Genomic DNA, 18,780 nt, shown 5'->3' on the forward strand with positions numbered 1-18,780 from the left:
AGTAGTGATCGAGTACGCCCAGCACTGTGCCCTGTGGGGCGGCCCCGCGTCGAGAGGCCGCCGTGAAGAAGTCCGTGCCCGGCCCGGTCAGGGGTTGCGCGCGGGCGACGCGGCCAGCCGCGTCGGGGGCAGGAACTCCCGTACGTACGTCCGCTCCCAGCACGCTCCCGTCTCCCGCAGCTCACGCCAGGTCGTGTAGCGGTAGCGGAAGAGGCGGGCGCGGACGAAGCGCGGCGGGGCGTCGGCGGGGAAGGGGGAGCGGCGCAGCAGGCGGAGCGTGTCGCGGTCGTTCTCCAGAAGGCGTTCCACCAGGGCGCCGAACCAGGAGCCGGCGTACGCCGGGGAGAGCGCGGCGAACCACATCAGCCAGTCGAGCCGCAGATGGTACGGGGCGAACTGGCGGGGCCAGCGCCGTGGATCACCCGGCTTGCCCCGGAACTCGTACTCCCGCCATTCGGAGCCCTCGCGCGGTACGTCGTCCGCCGTGCCCTCCACCACCACCTCGTACCGCACCCGGCTGACGCTGCCGAAGGCCCCGTAGGTGTTGACCAGGTGCAACGGGTCGAAGGAGCGGTTCATGACCTGGCGGCGGGAGATCATGTTGCGGACCGGGTGGTAGCTGAGCCCGAGGATCAGCGCGGCGACGGCGAACACGATGACCGTGTACCAGAGGGGCGGGCCGGGGGTGTCCCCCGCGCCCGTGCCGAAATCGACGGCGGACAGGGCCAGCACGATGGTGATCCAGTTCAGCCAGGCGAAGTTGCCGGAGAGCACCAGCCACAGCTGGGTCGCGATCATCAGCGCGGCGGCGGCCGTCGCGATCGGCTGCGGGGTGAAGAGCAGGAACGGGACCACGAGCTGGGTGACGTGGTTGGCGGCCACCTCGACGCGGTGGAACGGCTTGGGGAGGTGGTGGAAGAACCAGCTGAGCGGGCCGGGCATCGGCTGGGTCTCGTGGTGGTGGTCGAGGCAGGTGAGCTTCCGCCAGCACTCGTCGCCGCGCATCTTGATCAGCCCGGCCCCGAACTCGACGCGGAAGAGCACCCAGCGCAGCAGGAACAGCACGACGACCGGCGGCGCCACCTCGTCGTTTCCGAGGAAGACGGCCAGGAAACCGACCTCCAGCAGCAGCGACTCCCAGCCGAAGGAGTACCAGGTCTGGCCGACGTTCACGATCGACAGGTACATCGCCCACGGCACGAACCACAGCACCATGCCCGCCCAGAGCGGCAGCAGCGAGTCCAGCCCGGCGACCAGCGCCACGGACACCGCGCAGCCCGTCCAGGCCCACGCCGCGTAGAAACGGTCCGAGTAGTGGCGGTGGAACACGCTCGGCGCATGCCGGAACGGCACCCGCTCGACGAAACGGGGCACCGGCAGCATGCCCCGCTCGCCGATCAGCGCGCGGAACTGCAGGGCCGCTCCCAGGAAGGCGACCACATAGATCACGGCCAGGGAGCGCTGGAAGAGCAGTCGGCTCAGCCAGAGGTCGGGTGCGGTGAACCAGTCCACGCTACCGACGATAGTGAGCGCGTCGAGGTCCGGTCCGATATCGATCCCTCCACTCGAATAATCGGGCAAATACTGTCAAAGTGGCCCCATGGTTGATCGGGGAGCGAGCGACTCGGACGTCCCGGACGACTGGCTCTCCCACCCGGACCCCGTCCTGGCGCTCAACCTCATGGGCACCTTCGACTGGGACCTCGACGCCGGTGCGTTCCACATGGACGCCAAGGCCCACGAGATCTTCGACGTGCGCCCGGAGGAGTACGACGGCAGACCCGAGAGCCTGTCCGGGCGGGTGCCCCCGATGGAGGGTTACAGACTCGACGCCCTCGTCTCGCAGGCCCTCAAGGACGGCAGCGAGAACTACGGCGCCTACTTCCGCATTCGGCTGCGCGACGGCACCCTGCGCTGGACGCACACCCAGGGCTACATCCGCCGCGACGCCACGGGGCGCCCGTACCGGGTCATCGGCATCGTGCGCGACGCCACCCGTGAACTGGACGAGATCGGCTCCCGCACCGAGCAGGCCGCCCTCGACGAGGTCCGCAGCAGACAGGCCAACGTCGTTCAGGTCATCACGGCCGCCCTGGCCCACGCCCGGACCGTGCAGGACGTGATCGACGTCCTGGAGGACACCGACGGGCTCACCCACCTCGGCGCGACCAGCCTCGTCATGGGCCTGGTGGAGGCCGGACGCGTCCGGATGGTCGCCGCCGGCCCCGAGGACAGCTATGTGCCGGGCACCCGGATCACCCGCCTCGACGTGAAGTACCCGATGAACGAGGTCGTACGGCACCTCGCCCCACACTTCATCGAGTCACCGGAGGAGTTCGCCGAGTCCTATCCGCTGCTGTGGCCGCACATCACCGACCTCAAGATCACCTCGGCCGCCTATCTGCCGCTGATCGTGCAGGCCCGCCCCATCGGGGCCATGGGACTGCTCTACAACGACCGGCGCGGCTTCACCTCCGAGGAACGCGACATCCTCATCGCGCTCGGCAGCAGCATCGCCCAGAGCCTCCAGCGGGCCATGTTCTACGAGCAGGAGAAGGACCTCGCCGAGGGGCTCCAGCAGGCCATGCTGCCCCGGTCCATCCCCAGCGTCCCGGGCGCCGACGTCGCCGTCCGCTACCGCGCCGCGTCCTTCGGGGGCTCGCTCGGCCGGGACATCGGCGGCGACTGGTACGACCTGATCCCCCTGCCGGGCGGGCGTGTCGGCGCGGTCATCGGTGACGTCCAGGGCCACGACACACACGCCGCGGCCGTCATGGGGCAGCTGCGCATCGTCCTGAAGGCCTACGCCACCGAGGGCCACACCCCGGCCACCGTGATGGCCCGCGCCTCCGCCTTCCTCCACGAACTCGACACCGACCGCTTCGCGACCTGTCTGTACGCGGAGGCCGACCTGTCCACCGGGGTGGTCCAGGTCGTCCGGGCCGGCCACATCGACCCGCTGATGCGGCACACCGACGGCTCCTGCCACCGGGTCGCCGTGGAAGGGGGGCTGCCACTCGGGCTGTCCGCGGAGTTCGGCGGCCTGGAGTACCCCGTCAGCACGGTCGAGATGTTTCCCGGACAGACGTTGCTGCTCTGCACCGACGGCCTCATCGAACAGCCCGGCGCCGACCTCGACGACGGCATGCGGACGCTGAGGACGCTGATCGCCACCGGCCCCGAAGACGTCGACGATCTCGCGGACCGGCTGATCGACGTGGCGGAGGAACGGGGCGGCGACGACGACGTGGCCCTCCTGCTGCTGCGCCGTCGCAGCCGCACCGCGGAGCCCGGCGGGCGGCTCCAGCAGCATGTCGCGCCGGGCGATCCGGAGGCGCTCACCGAGGCGCGGCACATGATCGGCGCGGCGGTCCGCACGTGGGGCGCGCGGGATCGGGCCGACGAGATCGAACTCGTCGCCGACGAGCTGATCACCAACGCGCTCATGCACACGGAGGGCTCCGCGATCGTGACGCTGCGGGCCCTCGCGGGATCCGAACGGCGGTTGCGGGTGGAGGTCGAGGACTCCTCCAGCGCGCTGCCGCGGCGGCGCGAGGGGGGGAGGCGGGGGTGTCGGGGAGGGGGTTGCTGTTGGTGGACCGCTTGACGGATGTATGGGGGTGGAGGCGCGGGGTGGGGGCAAGTGCGTGTGGTGCGAGTTCGTGCTGCCGGGCGCGTCATAGCGCGGGGGTGCGGTGCGTGGGCGGGTCCGGCTCCGGTGGGGCTTCTCGCGCAGTTCCCCGCGCCCCTGAAAACAGGGGCCCCGTGCTTTCATCCCGCAGCCCCGTGCTCTTTCAGGGCCGCCGGTCCGTGGTCTTCCAGACCCGCAGGGCCTGGTCTTCTAGGGGCGTGGGGAACTGCGCGAGAAGCCCCACCGGGTAGGCGGTCGACAACGCACCCACCCGCACCCACCCCACCCGCACCCGGCGGAGCCTGCAGGCACTCTGGACGTATGCCCGAATTGCCCGAGGTGGAGGCTCTCCGGGACTTCCTGGTCGGCAAGATCGTCGGTCATGAGGTCGTCCGCGTGCTGCCCGTGGCCATCAGCGTGCTGAAGACGTACGACCCGCCCCTGAGCGCCTTCGAGGGTCGGGAGGTCACCGGCGTACGCCGGCACGGGAAGTTCCTCGACCTGGCGGCGAACGACGGCGAGCTGCACCTCGTCACGCATCTGGCGCGGGCCGGCTGGCTCCAGTGGAAGGACCGGCTGCCGGACGGACCGCCGAGACCCGGAGGCAGGAGCCCGCTCGCGATGCGGGTCGCGCTGGAGACCGGCGAGGGCTTCGACCTCACCGAGGCCGGGACGCAGAAGCGGCTCGCGGTCCATCTCGTACGGGACCCGGCGGAGGTGCCGGGCATCGCCCGGCTCGGCCCGGACCCGCTCGCCGCCGATTTCGACGTGACCCGCTTCGCCGGGCTGCTCGCGGGGGAGCGGCGGCAGATCAAGGGCGCGCTGCGGGACCAGAGCCTGATCGCGGGCATCGGGAACGCGTACAGCGACGAGATCCTGCACGCCGCGAAGATGTCGCCCTTCAAGCTGGCCTCGTCGCTCAAGCCGGAGGAGGTCCGCCACCTCCACGAGGCGCTGCGCGTCACGCTCGCCGAGGCCGTCGAGCGCTCCCGGGGGCTGGCGGCCGGAAAGCTGAAGGCGGAGAAGAAGAGCGGGCTCCGGGTCCACGGCCGTACGGGGGAGCCGTGCCCGGTGTGCGGTGACACGGTCCGGGAGGTCTCCTTCAGCGACTCCTCGCTGCAGTACTGCCCGACCTGTCAGACGGGAGGCAAGCCCCTCGCCGACCGACGGTTGTCCCGGTTGCTCAAGTAGTCCTGATCGACCGCTCGAACAGCCCGGAACCCGCGTCGGCCATGATCCGCAACCATTGAAGGTGCAGACCAATGCGGCGCAGTTCAGCGCCAGGCCGGGGCCTCGATCGTCACCAGGAGTTCGCCGTCCTGGCTGCGCACCTCGAAGTGGCTGATGTCCTCGCGCTGCATGGCGGTTCCCCCCACCATCTCGGAGGCCTTGTCGGCGCCCTCGGGGGACTTCCAGTTCGCGGCCGTCTCCTCGGAGCCGTCCTTGCCGATCACCACGAGGCGGCAGGCGTGGACGCCCTCGGCCTCCTTGACCTTCAGCTCGATGTCACTGCCCCAGAGCCGCTCCTCGGCCTTGACCTCGGCCCAGACGCCCGTCTTCGAGTCGGTGGCGGCGACGGTGTCCGGAGCCTCGCCCGGACCTGCGAGAACGGCCACGGCGGGGCCGCCGACGGCGATGACCACGGAGGCCGCGAGGGCGAACAGCCAGCGCCGGCGCTTCGCCCGGTGGCGGGCGGCCACCTCGTCGAGCAGCCGTCCCAGCATCCGGGGGCCGGGCGCCGCGAACGGGTGTACGGAGCGCGGGGTCGCGTTGCGGTACAGCATCAGCTGCCGGGCAGCCGGACGGAACTCGGTGACCTGTAGCGCGCACTGCGGGCAGCCGCGGACATGGTCCTCGAAGTGGAACGAATCCACCTCGTCCAGCACGCCCAGCGCGTACGCGCCGACGTCGTGATGACGATCCTGGGACCACATGGCGATTCCTCGGGCCGGTGTGCGGTGGGGGTTGCTTCCTGCCCCCACCGGTACGGACCAGACCGGCGAATCACTCAAGCCTCACGACAATGCCAACCAAAAGATTCGGAGCCCTCCGCCGGGCGGATTGGTCCCGGACGGAAAAAGTTGGTTCGGCGGGCCGGGACAGGTAGGCGGTCGACACCCGGACCCGGGGTCCGCCGGCTAGAAGAGGTGGATCGCCAGATGCCCCAGCGGCAGACCGAGCCGCCAGGCCGGCGTCCAGACCTTCGGGCCGTCGTCCTCTCCCAGCACCGCGCCGCCGCCGGGCACCGCGTCCAGGTCGGGTGCGAGCAGCTCGGTCTCCTCCAGCCAGCGCCACGCGGCGGCCGCCAGCTCCAGGTCCGGGGACGGGCCGCCCGACTCCAGCGCTTCAGCCGTGAAGTCCGCCATGCGCTCGCACACCCAGTCCTGCCACGGCTGGTCGTACGCCGTCAGCGACAACCAGGTCTCCAGCTGGGTGACGACCCGGATGCCGGAGAGCTCACCGCCCGCGTCCGAGAGGAAGATGGTCAGCGCCAGGGCGTCCCGCCCCGCACGGAACTCGAAGGACGTCGGCGGCATCAGGTCGCCCGTCCGCAGCAGTTCCTCCGCGATGTACTCGGCGTAGAACCACGCCATCGGGACGGCCAGTTCGCCGCCGCCGGCGCCGTCCGTGCTCTCGTGCCCTCTGTGCAGCATCCCTTCCTGCCTTCCTCCGGTGCGTGCGCGTCGCCCGACCCCGGGCCTGGAGACCAGGCCCCGGCCCCCATCCGGAACACGGATAGAAGACAGCTGATTGCTCAACAGGGGTCCTCAGCAAGGCGCTTTACGGAGGTTTGACTCGGCCATGGGTTTCACTGCAGGTCGGCCGCGTATCCCGGAAGCACCCGGCGTAGGGCGCGCAGTGCGTAGTACGCGCGAGACTTCACCGTACCGGGCGGGATCCCGAGGGCTTCGGCGGCTTCCGCCACACTCGCCCCCTGGAAGTACACCTGCACCAGTACTTCGCGGTGCTCGGGAGTGAGTGTCTTCACAGCTTCCCGTACATCGAGCGTCGCCACCGACCGATCGGCGTGATCGGTCATCACTCGGGCGTTCTCCAGCACCGCGTCCCCCACCTCCGCGGGGCGCGCCTGCCGGGCCCGCCGCGCGTCTATGGCGAGCCGCCGCCCGACGGTGAGCAGCCAGGGGCGTACGGAGTCGAAGTCGTCTGCGCGCAGCGCCTCGGGGTGTTGCCAGGCGCGCACGAAAGTCTCCTGCACCAGGTCCTCGGCGCGATGGCGGTCCCCGTCGGAGAGCCGCAGCAGTAGGGCGAAGAGGGGGCGGCCGTGTTCGCGCTGGAGCTCGGCCAGCTCGTGTTCGGCGGTCGTCCCGTTGGTGATCGTGGTTCCGGCCGTCATGGCCGTATGGGAACGCGGGGCGCTGCGCGGGGACAGAGGCCGGTCACGGATGTGCGGCGGGCGGTCGAACCTGTCGACGAACGGTGCGACGAACGGTCGGCGGACCCGGACCACCACCACCGGCGAACCTACGGCACCACCGTCACCGGCCGGCGGCCCGCCTTCACCAGGCGCAGGGCGACCGAGCCGACGATGCGGTGGCCGGCCTGCTGGGAGGCGCCCACCACGACCGCGTCCGCCTTCAGCTGATCCGCCGCCGTCACCAGACCGCTGTACGGGTCGCCGCGGAAGGTGTGGAACTCCCAGCGCACCTCGAAGACGCCCTTCACCTGCTCGGCGGCCTCCCGGATCTCCGCCACCAGCTGCTCGGCGATCTCCTCGGTCGTCCCCACCACCGGCATCCCGAGCGCCGCGCTCGTCGCCAGCGGCGGCTGCACGTACACGATGGCGAGCAGCGCGTGCTGGCGGCGGGCGAGACCGGCGGCGTAGGACACCGCGCGCAGGGACGTGTCGGAACCGTCCAGTCCGACGAGGACGACCTTGGGGCCGTCGGTGCCGCGTTCGAACCGGTGTGCTTGCTGATCGGTCACGCTCGCGAGGCTATCCGAGCCCCTGGCCCCCGGCGTGCGCCGGGCGGTCGACAGGGGCGCGGAAAACTGCTCTCATCGTGTGACTTCATGCCGCCACCCCGGTGTCGTGGTGGTGCGCCGCCCTCGCCTTGGTCGACTGATGAGTCATGACGAAGGATCAGACGCTCACAAGGCGCCGCCTGTTCACGCGCCGCCACCTGCTGACCGGTACGGCCGCCCTGCTGGGCGCCGCCGGCACGGCGGGCACCGCCGCCCTGCTCGTCGGCGACGGGGCCCCCGGCCCGGCACCGGCCGGAGCCCCCGCCCCGGCCGCCGGTCCGCCGGGCAGGCCCGCGCTCAAACCCTCCGCGTACCGTCTGGAGCCCATCGCCGGGTACGGCCCGCGCACCCGCCGCCGCACCCTCGTCCGGGCAGGCGTACGGCGCGAACCGTATCTGCGGGTGGACGGACGCGGCCGGAGCATGGTGCTGACCTTCGACGACGGCCCCGACCCCCGCTTCACCCCGGACATCCTGCGCATCCTGCGCCGGCACGACGTCCGGGCGATGTTCTTCGTGTGCGGGGAGATGGCGGTCCAGCACCAGGACCTGCTGCGCGAGATGGCCGACGACGGCCATGCGGTCGGCAACCACACCTGGTCCCACCCGCTGCTCACCACCCTCTCCCGCTCCAGGGTCCACACGGAGATGGCCCGCACCAGCGAGATCATCGAGAAGGCGTACGGCGAACCGCCGCTGTGGTTCCGTGCGCCCTACGGTGCCTGGAACCGGGCCGCGTTCCGGTTCGGCGCGGAGCTCGGCATGGAGCCGCTCGGCTGGACCGTGGACACCCTGGACTGGCGCAGGCCGGGCGCGCACTCCATCGCCCAGCGCGTGGCGGACGGCGCGGGCCCCGGGGTCGTCGTGCTCTCCCACGACGCGGGCGGCGACCGCTCGCAGAGCGTGGCGGCCCTGCGCGACTATCTGCCCGAGCTGCTGGACTCCGGTTACCGCATCACCGTGCCGCAGCGGCAGTACGTATGAGGCCCCGATCGAGGCCCCGATGACGGTCGTGGGCGTTCGCCCGCCGGCCGGGAGCGCTCAGCGCACCTCGACCAGGCGGGCGAACACGACGACGTTCCCGTCGTAACCGTTCTGCTTGGAGAAGCCGCCCCCGCAGGTGATGACCCGCAGTTCGGGAATCCCGCTGTTGCCGTAGACCCGGTCGCCCGGGAAGTTGTTCTTGGCGAAGACCTCGACGCCGTAGGTCTCGAACACGGCGATCCTCCTGTCCGCGCGCCGGATCTCCACCTTGGCGCCCTTCTTCAGCGCCCCGAGCCCGTAGAACACGGCGGGGCCCTGATCGTTGTCGACATGGCCGACGACGACGGCCGTGCCCTTCTCCCCGGGGGAGACCGCGCCGGTGAACCAGCCCGCGAGGTTCGGGTCCCGGGCCGGGGGCGCGTCCACCCAGCCCTGCGCGTCCAGTCCGACGGCCACCGCCGGCGCGTCGACCCGGATCGACGGGATCCGCACCCGGTCGACCATGGCGTACGGCAGCGGGTCCGGGGCGTGCGCGAAGGTGCCGTGCGGGGTGCCGCCGCTGTCGGCGGCCGCCGCCGACGCCGGCTGCGGCGGACCCACGTCGAACTCGCCCGAGCCATTGCGAATGAGAGCGAGACCGGTCAGCAGGACAAGCGCTATCACGCCCCATGGAGCACGCTTCTTCCGCCGCTCCTCCCACTCGGCCTCGGCCGGTGCCGACGAAGACATTCGCCATCCCCTCTCGACACGGCCGTCGCCGTGTGCGTCGCGCGTAGGAAAACGCTAAGCGCACCGCAACGCGACGGCGACGGGGGCGGGTACGAACGGGTGGCGGCACGGCGGAGCCCTGCGCCATCCGAGTGCGCCGTCGGGAGAAACTTTCTGACGGTCCGTGACCTGCGGTGATATCGGATCGTCCGAAGATATGCCCGGCGTGTCCCTTCGCCGGGACTCACCAGGACGGACCAGCCCCGAAATGCGGCCCCGCGCACGGCAACTGAGGGTCTATCCGGGAGGCGCTTTCTCGCCGATCGACCGGGGACGGGACCCGGGGCGTCTTCCGCGGAGGATCACATGCGTACTACTCGTGTCCTGGCGGCCTCGGCCGCCGCGGCCGCCCTGGTCGGTGTCGCCGCGCCGACGGCCGCCGCCTGGGACCAACCGAGCTCGGTCACGGCCGCCCCCAACGTCATCGCCCGCGGCGGGCAGCTCGTCCTCACCGTCAAGGGCGGTGACGCGTGCGCGACCGCCGGCAGCACGATCAGCTCGAACGCCTTCCCGACCACCAACCTCGCCTCCATGGGCGGTACGACCGCCACGGCCAAGGTGCGGGTCAACTCCGACGCCAGTCCGGGCTCGTACAGCGTCACCACCCACTGCGAGGGCGAGCGCAAGACGTTCACCGGTGTGTTCACCGTCATCGGCGGTGTCCGCGGCGGGCTCGGCGGCGGCAGCTCCACCGGAGCCACGACCACCGACATCGCGATCGGCGGCGGACTGGTGACGGCGGCGGTCGTCGGCGGGGGCGTCTTCTGGATGCGGCGCCGCTCCGAGAACAAGGCCTGAGCCCGCCGAGCTCCGCGAACAGGGCCTGAGCCGAACGGCAGGCCCCGCCGCACAGCCCTACGCCCCGGAACCCGTAACGGTCCGGGGTGAAGGGCTGTCGGGGGTGCCGCGCCGAGCGGCGGTCAGGAGTGGCCGTCGCCCTCGGGGCGGCGGCGCGACCAGTACCAGGCCGCTCCCATCGTCCCCGCGACGAGCGCGGCGCCGAGACCGATCTCCGAGAGGTCGAAGCCCGCGACGGTGCCGCCGGCCCCGGCATGGGAGCCCCGGGTGGGGTGGTGCGTGGGGTGATGGGTCGGACGGTCGCCGACGATGGTGAGATCCGTCCGGCCGCTCTCGTCGCCGCACTGGAACGTCACCTCGTACACGGTCCCGGGCCGGGCGTCCCGGTCGACGGTCGCCGTCGCCGAGGAATGGCCCCTGGGGATCATGACGGCGTCGAAGACGCCCGAGGAGACGGTCGTCCGGTGGCGGCAGCCGTCCACGCGCAGGATCACCTGCCCGCCGGGGGCGACGGCCGAGGGCGTCACACCGAAGCCGAACGACGTGAGGTCACTGAGCCGTGCCGCGTGCGCGGCGGGAGCGGAGAGGGAGAGGGCGGTCACGCCCAGCAGAGCGGCCGAAGCGACGCGTATCGCGCGCATGGTGGAGCCTCCGGGTCCCCGAGGAGCCTGCTGCGGACCGTTTCCGCCTGCGCCTGAAATGCACCTCGATGACGGAAACGCTAAGAAGGCGCGCCCGGTGGCGCGATCGCAGTCGCGCGAATGGGGCACGTGTGTGCTCCGCCCAGGGGACCCGGACGCGTACGGCCGGGGGACGGGCGCGGCGCGGCACCCGTCCCCCGGCCGTGGACCGGACTGAAAGGACCGTCACCCGCCCGCGTTGGGGAACAGGGCCAGGAACGGGTCCGCCGTGGCCGACAGCCCCCGGCTGTAGGGCGCGTCGAAGTCCCAGACCAGGAACAGCAGGAACGCGATGAGTGCGGAGAACAGCCCGGCGAGGATCAGTTCGCGCGGCGTGCGCCGGATCTGCAGGGCGAACACCATGCCGACCGTCACGACGGCGCCGATGATCAGGCCGAACCACACCACGCCCGGCATCGTCTCGCCGGTGGAGTCCGCGCGGCTCCCGCGCGCGGCGTCGGCCGTGGCGACCTGGTCCAGCAGGGGCTGGTAGGCCTGCGCCTCGAAGTCGCTGCGGGGCTCGTAGTCGGTGACCTCGTGGCGCACGGTGTCGAACAACTCGGTACCGCGCTCGGTCACCTCGCCCTTCTCGGCCATGACCTTCCACTCAGTGGTCACCACGTGGTCGACGTAGGCGTCGATGTCCGCGCGGATCCGGTCGCGCACGTCCGCCGGGTACACCCGCACCCGTTCACTGATCTCGTGCAGGGCCTGTGCCTCCGTCTGTACCTGGTCCTGGGCGGCGCTGCGGGCCTCCCAGACACCGGCGATCGCCAGACCCAGCACGATGGCGTACACCACGCCGATCATCATGGTGATGTACTCGATGACGTCCGGGGTCTCGGACGGGTCCTCGTCCGCGGGTGCGGCGTGATGCCGTACTACGGCCACGATGAGGACGACCAGACAGGCCGCCCCCATCGCGAGGGTGAGAACAAGCCATTCCGACAAGAGGTTCCTCCAGGAATCAGCGCGGACGCAGGGCGGCGGCGGCGAACACCGCGGGCACGGTGACGAGCAGGGCGAGTGAGACGAGCGACGGGCCGGACGGCTTGGCGCGCGCGTGGGACGGGGTGCGGTACGGCGGGTAGCTCACCGGGGTCGGCGACACACCTGGGGGGCTCGGCGTGGCTCTGGCCTTCGGCGAGTGGGGGCGGATCGGCGGGCGCCCCACGGGCGCGCGGCGGCGGTGGCGGTGCGGGCCCCGGGGGCGGGGGCGGTGTCGGTTCTGGGCGCGGGCGGGGGTCCGGAGCGGGCCCGGGGTCGGGGTGGCGGCTCGGCCGCGGCGGAGGCGTCGGTGGGCGTCGGCTCCGGCGGACACGACGGAGTCGGCGTGGCGGCGGGGCGGGGGTGGAGGGGTCGGCTCGCAGGAGTCGGTGCTCCCGATCGCCACGGCGACCCGGCCTCCGCCGTCCGGGCCGACGGTGCCGTACGCGCAGGCGTCGGCGACCGCGGTGCCGCTCGGAGTTGCGGTGAGGAGCCAGGTCAGTGCGAGCAGGGCCGACAGCCGTAGGGCGAGAGCGGATCGGGTCCGCTGGGGTCCTTGCACGTCGGAGATCATCCGTGCTCGCGCTCCCGCGTACGCGGGAGCACGGAGCGATTGCTCCAAAGGAGCGAATAACGGGCCCCGAATGTTTGAGTGCGGACGCCCGGTGCTGACGCCTCTTTCGATACCGCCGCAGGCCGCGCCGCGGAACCGCGCCACAGACTTCGGAAAGAAATTCGTGCCACGTTGAACACAGAAGCCACTCCCACCCGTACCTAGGACCAGCAAGCGGCGCAGTAGGGCGCTGCGACACCCACCGGATACACGGGGAGTTGGAATGAAGACCTCCTGGCGGAGCGCCTCACTCGTAGCGACAGCTGCGGCTGTACTGGTGCTGACGACGGCGTGCGGTCAGGAACAGGGGTCGACGTCCTCGCAGAACGTGGGCGCCGCCTCGACCCCGACGCTGGGTGCCGGCGCCATCGCGGGCACCGGTACCGGTACGGCCGGCGCCGGCGCGGCCGGTTCCGGCACGTCGAACCAGGCCCAGTCCACCACGGCGGCCTCCGCGGGCCAGTTGACCGTGTGGAACAGCGACGAGTACGGCAAGGTCCTCACGGACAGCGCCGGTCGCACCCTGTACCGCTTCGACAAGGACTCCTTCGAGCCGCCGAAGACGACCTGTGAGGGCGAGTGCGCCACTACCTGGCCGCCGGTGCCCGCCGCGGGCGCCACCGCCGCCCAGGGTGTCGACAAGGCCCTGCTCGGCGAGGTCAGCCGTCCCGACGGCACCAAGCAGCTGACGGTGGGCGGCTGGCCCATGTACTACTTCGCCAAGGACACCAAGGCCGGTGACATCAAGGGCCAGGGTCTTAAGGGCACTTGGTTCGCGTCCGCGCCCAACGGCAAGAAGGCCTCCACCAAGGGCGGCGGAGCGGCCACCGGCGGCACGGGTGGCGAGGCCGTCGAGCAGGTGGGCCTGTCCACCCGTAAGGACGCCAAGCTCGGCGAGATCGTCGTCGACAAGAACGGCATGACGGTCTACCGGTTCATGAAGGACACCCAGTGGCCGATGTCGACCAAGTGCGTGGGCGACTGCCTCGACAAGTGGCCTGTGGTCGCGCCGGTCGACGCGAAGAACACCAAGGGGATCAACCTGCAGGGGTCCACCGCCAACCGAGGCTATGTCGTCTTCGACCGCCCCGACGGCATCAAGCAGCAGACCATCGACTGCATCCCGCTCTACACCTTCGCGAACGACAAGGCCCCCGGCGACACCAACGGCCAGGGCGTCGGCGGCACCTGGTTCGCGATCAACGGCGACGGTGAGCCGATCGGCGCCGACAAGTAGGCCGCGCCTTCCCCGCGCACCGCACCAGCGCGGCTGATCCAGGTCCGCCCCCTCCGTACCGCACCGGAGGGGGCGGACCGCTTGGCATGCCCGGGTTCGAACAGGCATGGTCGGGGCGGTGGTTGGGCATGTGGCACCGGCAGCGGTTTTGAACGGACGGTCAATTTCCGGTTTCGCTCGCTCCTTCGGCGGACGATCAGTAGCCTCAGCTCGAACACCGGATCGCCTACGCCACCCCCGACGCGTTGGAGAACACTGATGGAGCGTCCCGCCTGGGCGCCGCGGAGCATCGACATCTCGATGCCGTCCGTGGCCCGCATGTACGACTACTACCTGGGCGGTTCGCACAACTTCGAGGTCGACCGCGAGGCGGCCCGCCGGGCCATGGAGTTCGTGCCCGGCCTGCCCAAGATCATGCAGGCGAACCGCGCCTTCATGCGCCGTGCCGTCCGGTACGCGGTCGACCAGGGCGTCACCCAGTTCCTGGACATCGGATCCGGGATACCCACCTTCGGAAACGTGCACGAGGTCGCCCAGGAGGCCAGCCCCGGCGCGCGGGTCGTGTACGTCGACCACGACCCCGTCGCCGTAGCACACAGCCAGGCCGTTCTCGAGGGGAACGACGACACGGATGTGGTCGCGGCCGACCTCCGCAAGCCCCGCGAGATCCTCGAGAGCCCCCGGGTCCGGCGACTGATCGACCTGAACCGGCCGGTCGCGCTGCTTCTGGTTGCCATACTGCACTTCGTGGAGGACAAGGACGACCCGTACGGAGCGGTGGCGGAGCTGCGTGACGCGCTCGCACCGGGCAGCCTGCTCGTCGTCTCGCACGCCTGCCGCGAGGGAATCCCGCTGCCCGAGGAGCGGGCGGCGGGCGTGGTGGACGTGTACAGGAACATTCGCAATCCGCTGACCATGCGCTCGTCCGACGAGGTCGCGCGGTTCTTCGAGGGGTACGACATGGTGGAACCCGGGGTGGTGCCGATGGCGAAGTGGCGGCCCGACACGGCTTCCGAGGACGACGATCCGTACGCCTATGCCCAGTTCGCCGGCGTGGGGACCAAGGCGTGAGGGCGGAGCCGGACGGGCCGGAGGACAGACTCCGCAGGTTCGCGACGATCTGGAGCCGGGCGGTCTACCCTGCCACCTCCACCTCGCTGACCCGGCCCGAGTTCGAGGAACAACTCCTGCCGCTGGCCCGCAGACTCAGCGAGGCACTGCGGGCCAGGACGTACGACGCCGAGGAGGGCAGGGCCGTCGGCGCCGCTCTCGTGGCGGCGCACTGCACCGAACCCGAGGCGCTCAGCCAGACCCTGGACTGCGTCGAGGCCTATCTGGTGCTCTACTGCGGCGGCGACGGCCCCCAGGAGGATCTGCGGGCGCGCGCCGCGCGGCTGCAGTCCGCGATGGCCGCCGGATACGCCGAGGCCCTGCGGCAGCGCACCCTCGCCGAGCAGGAGGCGATCGCCCGCGCCGCGCTGGAGGCCCAGGGCGCGGTAGCCCGCGCGCTGCACGCCACGGAGGCCCGCTTCCGCGCGGTCTTCGAGGGCGCCGCCATAGGCATCGGCATCGCCGATCTCGACGGCAACGTCCTCCAGGTCAACGGCGCGCTGCTGCGTATGTTCGGCATCACCGAGCAGACGATGCGCGGGCGGCCGGTCCCCGACTGGAGACACCCCGACGACGCGCCCCAGGTGTGGCGGCTCTACGACGAGCTGGTCCGTGGCGAGCGCGAGCACTACCACACCGAGAAGGCGTTCTCCCGCCCCGACGGAACGGTCCTGTGGACCAACCTCACCGTCTCCCTGCTGCGGGACGCGGACGGCCGGCCCCAGTACCAGCTGGCTCTCATGGAGGACACCACCGAGCGCCGGCTGCTCAATCTGCGCCTGCGCTACGAGGCCACCCACGACGCGCTCACCGGACTGCCCAACCGCACCCTGTTCTTCGAGCGGCTGGAGAAGGCCCTCGCGGCGGGCGACGGCCAGCGCTTCGGCCTCTGCTACCTCGATCTGGACGGCTTCAAGGCCATCAACGACAGCCTGGGGCACGCGGCCGGCGACCGGCTGCTCGTGGAGGTCGCCGACCGGCTGCAGTCCTGCGCGACCGCGCCCGGTGAGATGGTCGCCCGGCTCGGCGGCGACGAGTTCGTGGCGCTGACCACCGGCACCGACACCGAACGCGAGGTCGACGAACTCGCCGACCGCATCATGAGCGCGCTGGTCACCCCCGTCCGCATCGACGGCCGGGAACTGCTCGTCCGCGGCAGCATCGGCATCGTCGAGGGCCCGGCGGGGGAGCGCGGCCCGGCGGAGGTGCTGCGCAGCGCCGACATCACGATGTACCGCGCCAAGTCGGCGGGCGGCAACCGCTACGAGATGGCCGACGCGGAGGCCGACGCCCGTGCCATCACCCGGCACGGACTCACCACCGCACTGCCCGCCGCCCTGGACCGGGGCGAGTTCTTCATCGAGTACCAGCCGCTGGTCCACCTCGGCGACGGGACCGTGCGCGGTGCCGAGGCCCTGGTCCGCTGGCTGCATCCGCAGCACGGTGTGCTGGGACCCGACCGGTTCATCCCGCTCGCCGAGCGCACCGGACTGATCGTGCCGCTCGGCCGCTGGGTCCTGGAGCAGTCGGTGCGCCAGGCCCGGGAGTGGCAGGAGCGACAGGGCGGCATCGTGGCCGCGGGGCCGCTGCGGGTCAACGTCAATCTGTCGCCGTGCCAGTTGACCCACCCGGGGCTGGTCCAGGACACCGTCGACATCCTGGAGCGCGCGGGCCTCGAACCCGACGCCCTCTGCCTGGAGGTCACCGAGTCCGCTCTGATCGGCGCCGACGACGACCTGCTCAAACCCCTGCGCAGGCTCTCGGAGATGGGCGTCGACATCGCCCTCGACGACTTCGGCACCGGCTACTCCAACCTCGCCAATCTGCGCCGACTGCCGGTCCGCGTACTGAAGTTGGACCGGTCGTTCACCCAGAGCATGCAGCAGTTCCCGGCCGACCCCGTCGATCTGAAGATCGTCGAGGGGATCGTCTCCCTCGCCCACAGCCTCGACCTCGCGGTCACCGTCGAGGGCGTCGAAACCGGCGCCCAGGCCGAGCAGTTGCGGATACTCGGCTGCGACACCGCCCAGGGCTGGTACTACGCCCGCCCGGGCCCACCGGACCGCCTCCACGAACTGGCGCTGGTGGACGCGACGGGATAGGGGGCCTTCTCAACCACCGGGCTTCTTCGGGGGCGCGCGCAGCGTGCCCGCGAAGGGGCGCGGGGCTGTATCGATGTGCGGCTCCGCCGCGCGGGCGCGACCAGCCACAGCGCACCCGCAGACCCGAACGGCGCGCACCACCGACGGCGGGACCGGGCCCGACAGCCGGCGCTCACCGCTCCACCAACATCCGCTGCAACTCCCGCGCGGCCCGAGGCGGAGCCACATCGCTGCGGTGGGCCAGGGCGATCGTGCGGTGGAGGCCGGGCCGGGCCAGCGGGGTGACCCTGAGGCCCCGCCCGGAGCGCGTGGCGACCATGCGGGGGACGACGGCCACCCCGAGGCCCGCCCGGACGAAGCCGAGGACCGCGTCCATCTCCCCGCCCTCGACCGCGAAGTCCGGCTCGAACCCCGCGGTGCGGCACGCGGCGACGGTGAGTTCCCGCAGGTCGTAGCCGTGTCGGAACATGACCAGACGCTCGCCCTCCAGATCGGGGACGCGCACGGTACGGCGGCCGTTGCCGGGCCTGGGCGCGTCGGGCGAGGAGACCACCACCAGGTCCTCGCGCAGCAGTTCCACCGTGGTGAGCGCGGGGGAGGGCGTGGGCAGTGGGAGGACCACCAGCGCCAGATCCAGCGCGCCGCGCGCGAGCTGGCGTACGAGGTCGTGGGAGCCGCCCTCCTCGATCAGCAGCCGGATGCCGGGGTAGCGGTCGTGGAAGGCGCGCAGCACGTCCGGGAGCAGGCCGGTGCACAGGCTCGGGGTCGCGCCCAGCCGGACCCGGCCCCGCCGCAGCTGTGCCAGCTCCTGCACCTCGTGCCGGGCGGTGTCCGTGTCGGCGAGGATGCGCCGGGCCAACGGCAGCAGCGCCTCGCCGGCGTCGGTCAGCGTGATGTTGCCACGAGCCCGCTGGAAGAGGTCGGCCCCCAACTCCCTCTCCAGCGCCTTGACCTGCTGCGACAGCGACGGCTGCGCCACATGGACCAGCTCGGCGGCCCGGGTGAAATGCCGGGTCTCCGCCACCGCCACGAAGTACTGGAGCTGCTGGAACTGCATCCCTCCACTGTACGGGACGATAGTTTCCGACTATCGAAACGAGCTGTTTCATGTCTTGGACCGATGGGGTGGCGCGGTTCTAGCGTCAGGTGCATGGCTCTGGCAACGCGGACGGAACGGGCGGAACGGGCGGAGCGGCGGGGACGAAAACCGCCCCTGGCGCGCTCGGCGTGGGACAGCTCCCTCGGCAAGAAGACGGTCATGGCCGTCAGCGGACTGATCATGCTGGCGTACCTGGTCGTCCACATGCTCGGCAACCTCAAGATCTTCTTCGGCTCCGACGAGTTCAACGGCTACGCGCACTGGCTGCGCACCCTCGGCGAGCCCTTCCTGCACTACGAGTGGGCGCTGTGGCTCGTCCGTGTGGTCCTCGTCGCCGCGGTCGTCGCCCACGCCACGGCCGCCTACCAGCTCAGCCGCCGTGACCTCCGGGCCCGGTCGACCGGTTACGTCCACAAGAAGCGCCGGGCGAGCTACGCGACCCGCACCATGCGGTGGGGCGGCGTCGTCCTCGGCCTCTTCATCGTCTGGCACATCCTCGACCTGACGACCGGCACCGTCCACCCGGGCGGCTTCGAGGCCGGACACCCGTACCAGAACGTGATCGACACCTTCTCCACCTGGTACGGCAATGTCATCTACCTCGTCGCGATGCTCGCGCTCGGCCTGCACATCCGCCACGGCTTCTGGAGCGCCGCGCAGACCCTCGGCGCCGGCAGCCGCACCCGCGACCGCGCCCTGAAGACCACCGCGAACGTCCTGGCCCTGGTGCTGACCGTGGGCTTCGTCTCCGTACCCGTCGCCGTCATGACCGGAGTAGTGAACTGACC

17 protein-coding genes and 1 pseudogene are annotated in these 18,780 nt (G+C 71.3%); 8 read left to right on the forward strand and 10 right to left on the reverse strand.

The genetic code is table 11. The features are described from left to right. Positions 1-87: 87 nt before the first annotated feature. The gene (locus E4N62_RS39765) at positions 88-1,512 is read right to left on the reverse strand and encodes a lipase maturation factor family protein (protein WP_230222530.1); all 1,425 of its coding nucleotides are present in this window, start codon (positions 1,510-1,512) and stop codon (positions 88-90) included. Positions 1,513-1,600: 88 nt separating this feature from the next. On the opposite strand from E4N62_RS39765, the pseudogene E4N62_RS39770 reads away from it, so the two are divergent. Together E4N62_RS39770 and E4N62_RS39775 are read left to right on the forward strand one after the other, a co-directional pair. Next, positions 1,601-3,683, forward strand: a pseudogene (locus E4N62_RS39770) (SpoIIE family protein phosphatase). A 269-nt stretch (positions 3,684-3,952) separates the two neighbouring features. After that, entirely contained in the window at positions 3,953-4,822 is an 870-nt protein-coding gene (locus tag E4N62_RS39775) for an Fpg/Nei family DNA glycosylase (protein ID WP_230222546.1), read from the forward strand. Between the two features lie 83 nt (positions 4,823-4,905). Here the strand turns inward: E4N62_RS39775 and E4N62_RS39780 are convergent, their stop codons facing one another. The 4 genes from E4N62_RS39780 to E4N62_RS39795 form a co-directional block, all read right to left on the reverse strand. Beyond that, entirely contained in the window at positions 4,906-5,565 is a 660-nt protein-coding gene (locus E4N62_RS39780) for a hypothetical protein (protein WP_184902321.1), read from the reverse strand. Positions 5,566-5,769: 204 nt separating this feature from the next. Continuing rightward, positions 5,770-6,285, reverse strand: coding sequence for a hypothetical protein (locus E4N62_RS39785; protein ID WP_184902323.1), 516 nt, complete (start codon positions 6,283-6,285; stop codon positions 5,770-5,772). A gap of 155 nt (positions 6,286-6,440) precedes the next feature. Next, positions 6,441-6,986: a sigma-70 family RNA polymerase sigma factor gene (locus E4N62_RS39790; protein WP_230222548.1), complete on the reverse strand. Its 546-nt coding sequence runs from the start codon at positions 6,984-6,986 to the stop codon at positions 6,441-6,443. Between the two features lie 128 nt (positions 6,987-7,114). Beyond that, positions 7,115-7,576 carry a universal stress protein gene (locus E4N62_RS39795; protein ID WP_230222550.1) on the reverse strand — a complete coding sequence of 154 codons (462 nt, stop codon included), beginning with the start codon at positions 7,574-7,576 and terminating at the stop codon, positions 7,115-7,117. Positions 7,577-7,722: 146 nt separating this feature from the next. Between E4N62_RS39795 and E4N62_RS39800 the strand changes: the two genes are divergently transcribed. Next, entirely contained in the window at positions 7,723-8,598 is an 876-nt protein-coding gene (locus tag E4N62_RS39800; RefSeq protein WP_230222552.1) for a polysaccharide deacetylase family protein, read from the forward strand. Between the two features lie 57 nt (positions 8,599-8,655). Here the strand turns inward: E4N62_RS39800 and E4N62_RS39805 are convergent, their stop codons facing one another. Then, positions 8,656-9,327: a class F sortase gene (locus E4N62_RS39805; RefSeq protein ID WP_230222554.1), complete on the reverse strand. Its 672-nt coding sequence runs from the start codon at positions 9,325-9,327 to the stop codon at positions 8,656-8,658. A gap of 345 nt (positions 9,328-9,672) precedes the next feature. On the opposite strand from E4N62_RS39805, the gene E4N62_RS39810 reads away from it, so the two are divergent. After that, positions 9,673-10,164 (forward strand): hypothetical protein, encoded by a 492-nt coding sequence (locus tag E4N62_RS39810; protein WP_230222556.1) that lies wholly within the window; start codon positions 9,673-9,675, stop codon positions 10,162-10,164. 122 nt (positions 10,165-10,286) lie between these two features. On the opposite strand, the gene E4N62_RS39815 is transcribed toward E4N62_RS39810, so the two are convergent. The 3 genes from E4N62_RS39815 to E4N62_RS39825 all read right to left on the reverse strand — a co-directional run bounded on the left by E4N62_RS39815 (position 10,287) and on the right by E4N62_RS39825 (position 12,405). Next, positions 10,287-10,805: a hypothetical protein gene (locus E4N62_RS39815; protein ID WP_230222558.1), complete on the reverse strand. Its 519-nt coding sequence runs from the start codon at positions 10,803-10,805 to the stop codon at positions 10,287-10,289. A gap of 225 nt (positions 10,806-11,030) precedes the next feature. Then, positions 11,031-11,795 (reverse strand): DUF4239 domain-containing protein, encoded by a 765-nt coding sequence (locus tag E4N62_RS39820; RefSeq protein WP_230222560.1) that lies wholly within the window; start codon positions 11,793-11,795, stop codon positions 11,031-11,033. A gap of 16 nt (positions 11,796-11,811) precedes the next feature. Continuing rightward, complete coding sequence (locus E4N62_RS39825; protein ID WP_230222562.1) at positions 11,812-12,405, reverse strand: hypothetical protein; 594 nt, start codon at positions 12,403-12,405, stop codon at positions 11,812-11,814. Positions 12,406-12,667: 262 nt separating this feature from the next. On the opposite strand from E4N62_RS39825, the gene E4N62_RS39830 reads away from it, so the two are divergent. From E4N62_RS39830 to E4N62_RS39840, 3 genes are all read left to right on the forward strand, one after another. Next, on the forward strand, positions 12,668-13,681 hold the full coding sequence (locus E4N62_RS39830; RefSeq protein WP_230222564.1) for an SCO0930 family lipoprotein: 1,014 nt from the start codon (positions 12,668-12,670) through the stop codon (positions 13,679-13,681). Between the two features lie 258 nt (positions 13,682-13,939). After that, on the forward strand, positions 13,940-14,752 hold the full coding sequence (locus E4N62_RS39835; protein WP_230222566.1) for an SAM-dependent methyltransferase: 813 nt from the start codon (positions 13,940-13,942) through the stop codon (positions 14,750-14,752). Next, positions 14,749-16,893: an EAL domain-containing protein gene (locus tag E4N62_RS39840; protein ID WP_230222568.1), complete on the forward strand. Its 2,145-nt coding sequence runs from the start codon at positions 14,749-14,751 to the stop codon at positions 16,891-16,893. The genes E4N62_RS39835 and E4N62_RS39840 overlap by 4 nt, the downstream gene beginning before the upstream one ends. A 172-nt stretch (positions 16,894-17,065) precedes the next feature. Here E4N62_RS39840 and E4N62_RS39845 read toward each other — a convergent pair whose 3' ends face one another. Continuing rightward, positions 17,066-17,950 carry a LysR family transcriptional regulator gene (locus tag E4N62_RS39845; RefSeq protein ID WP_230222570.1) on the reverse strand — a complete coding sequence of 295 codons (885 nt, stop codon included), beginning with the start codon at positions 17,948-17,950 and terminating at the stop codon, positions 17,066-17,068. A 156-nt stretch (positions 17,951-18,106) separates the two neighbouring features. Between E4N62_RS39845 and E4N62_RS39850 the strand changes: the two genes are divergently transcribed. Then, entirely contained in the window at positions 18,107-18,778 is a 672-nt protein-coding gene (locus E4N62_RS39850) for a succinate dehydrogenase (RefSeq protein ID WP_230222889.1), read from the forward strand. The last annotated feature ends 2 nt before the right edge of the window (positions 18,779-18,780 follow it).

Origin of the sequence: Streptomyces sp. MNU76 (assembly GCF_020982545.1) — a bacterium.
Taxonomy (GTDB): domain Bacteria; phylum Actinomycetota; class Actinomycetes; order Streptomycetales; family Streptomycetaceae; genus Streptomyces.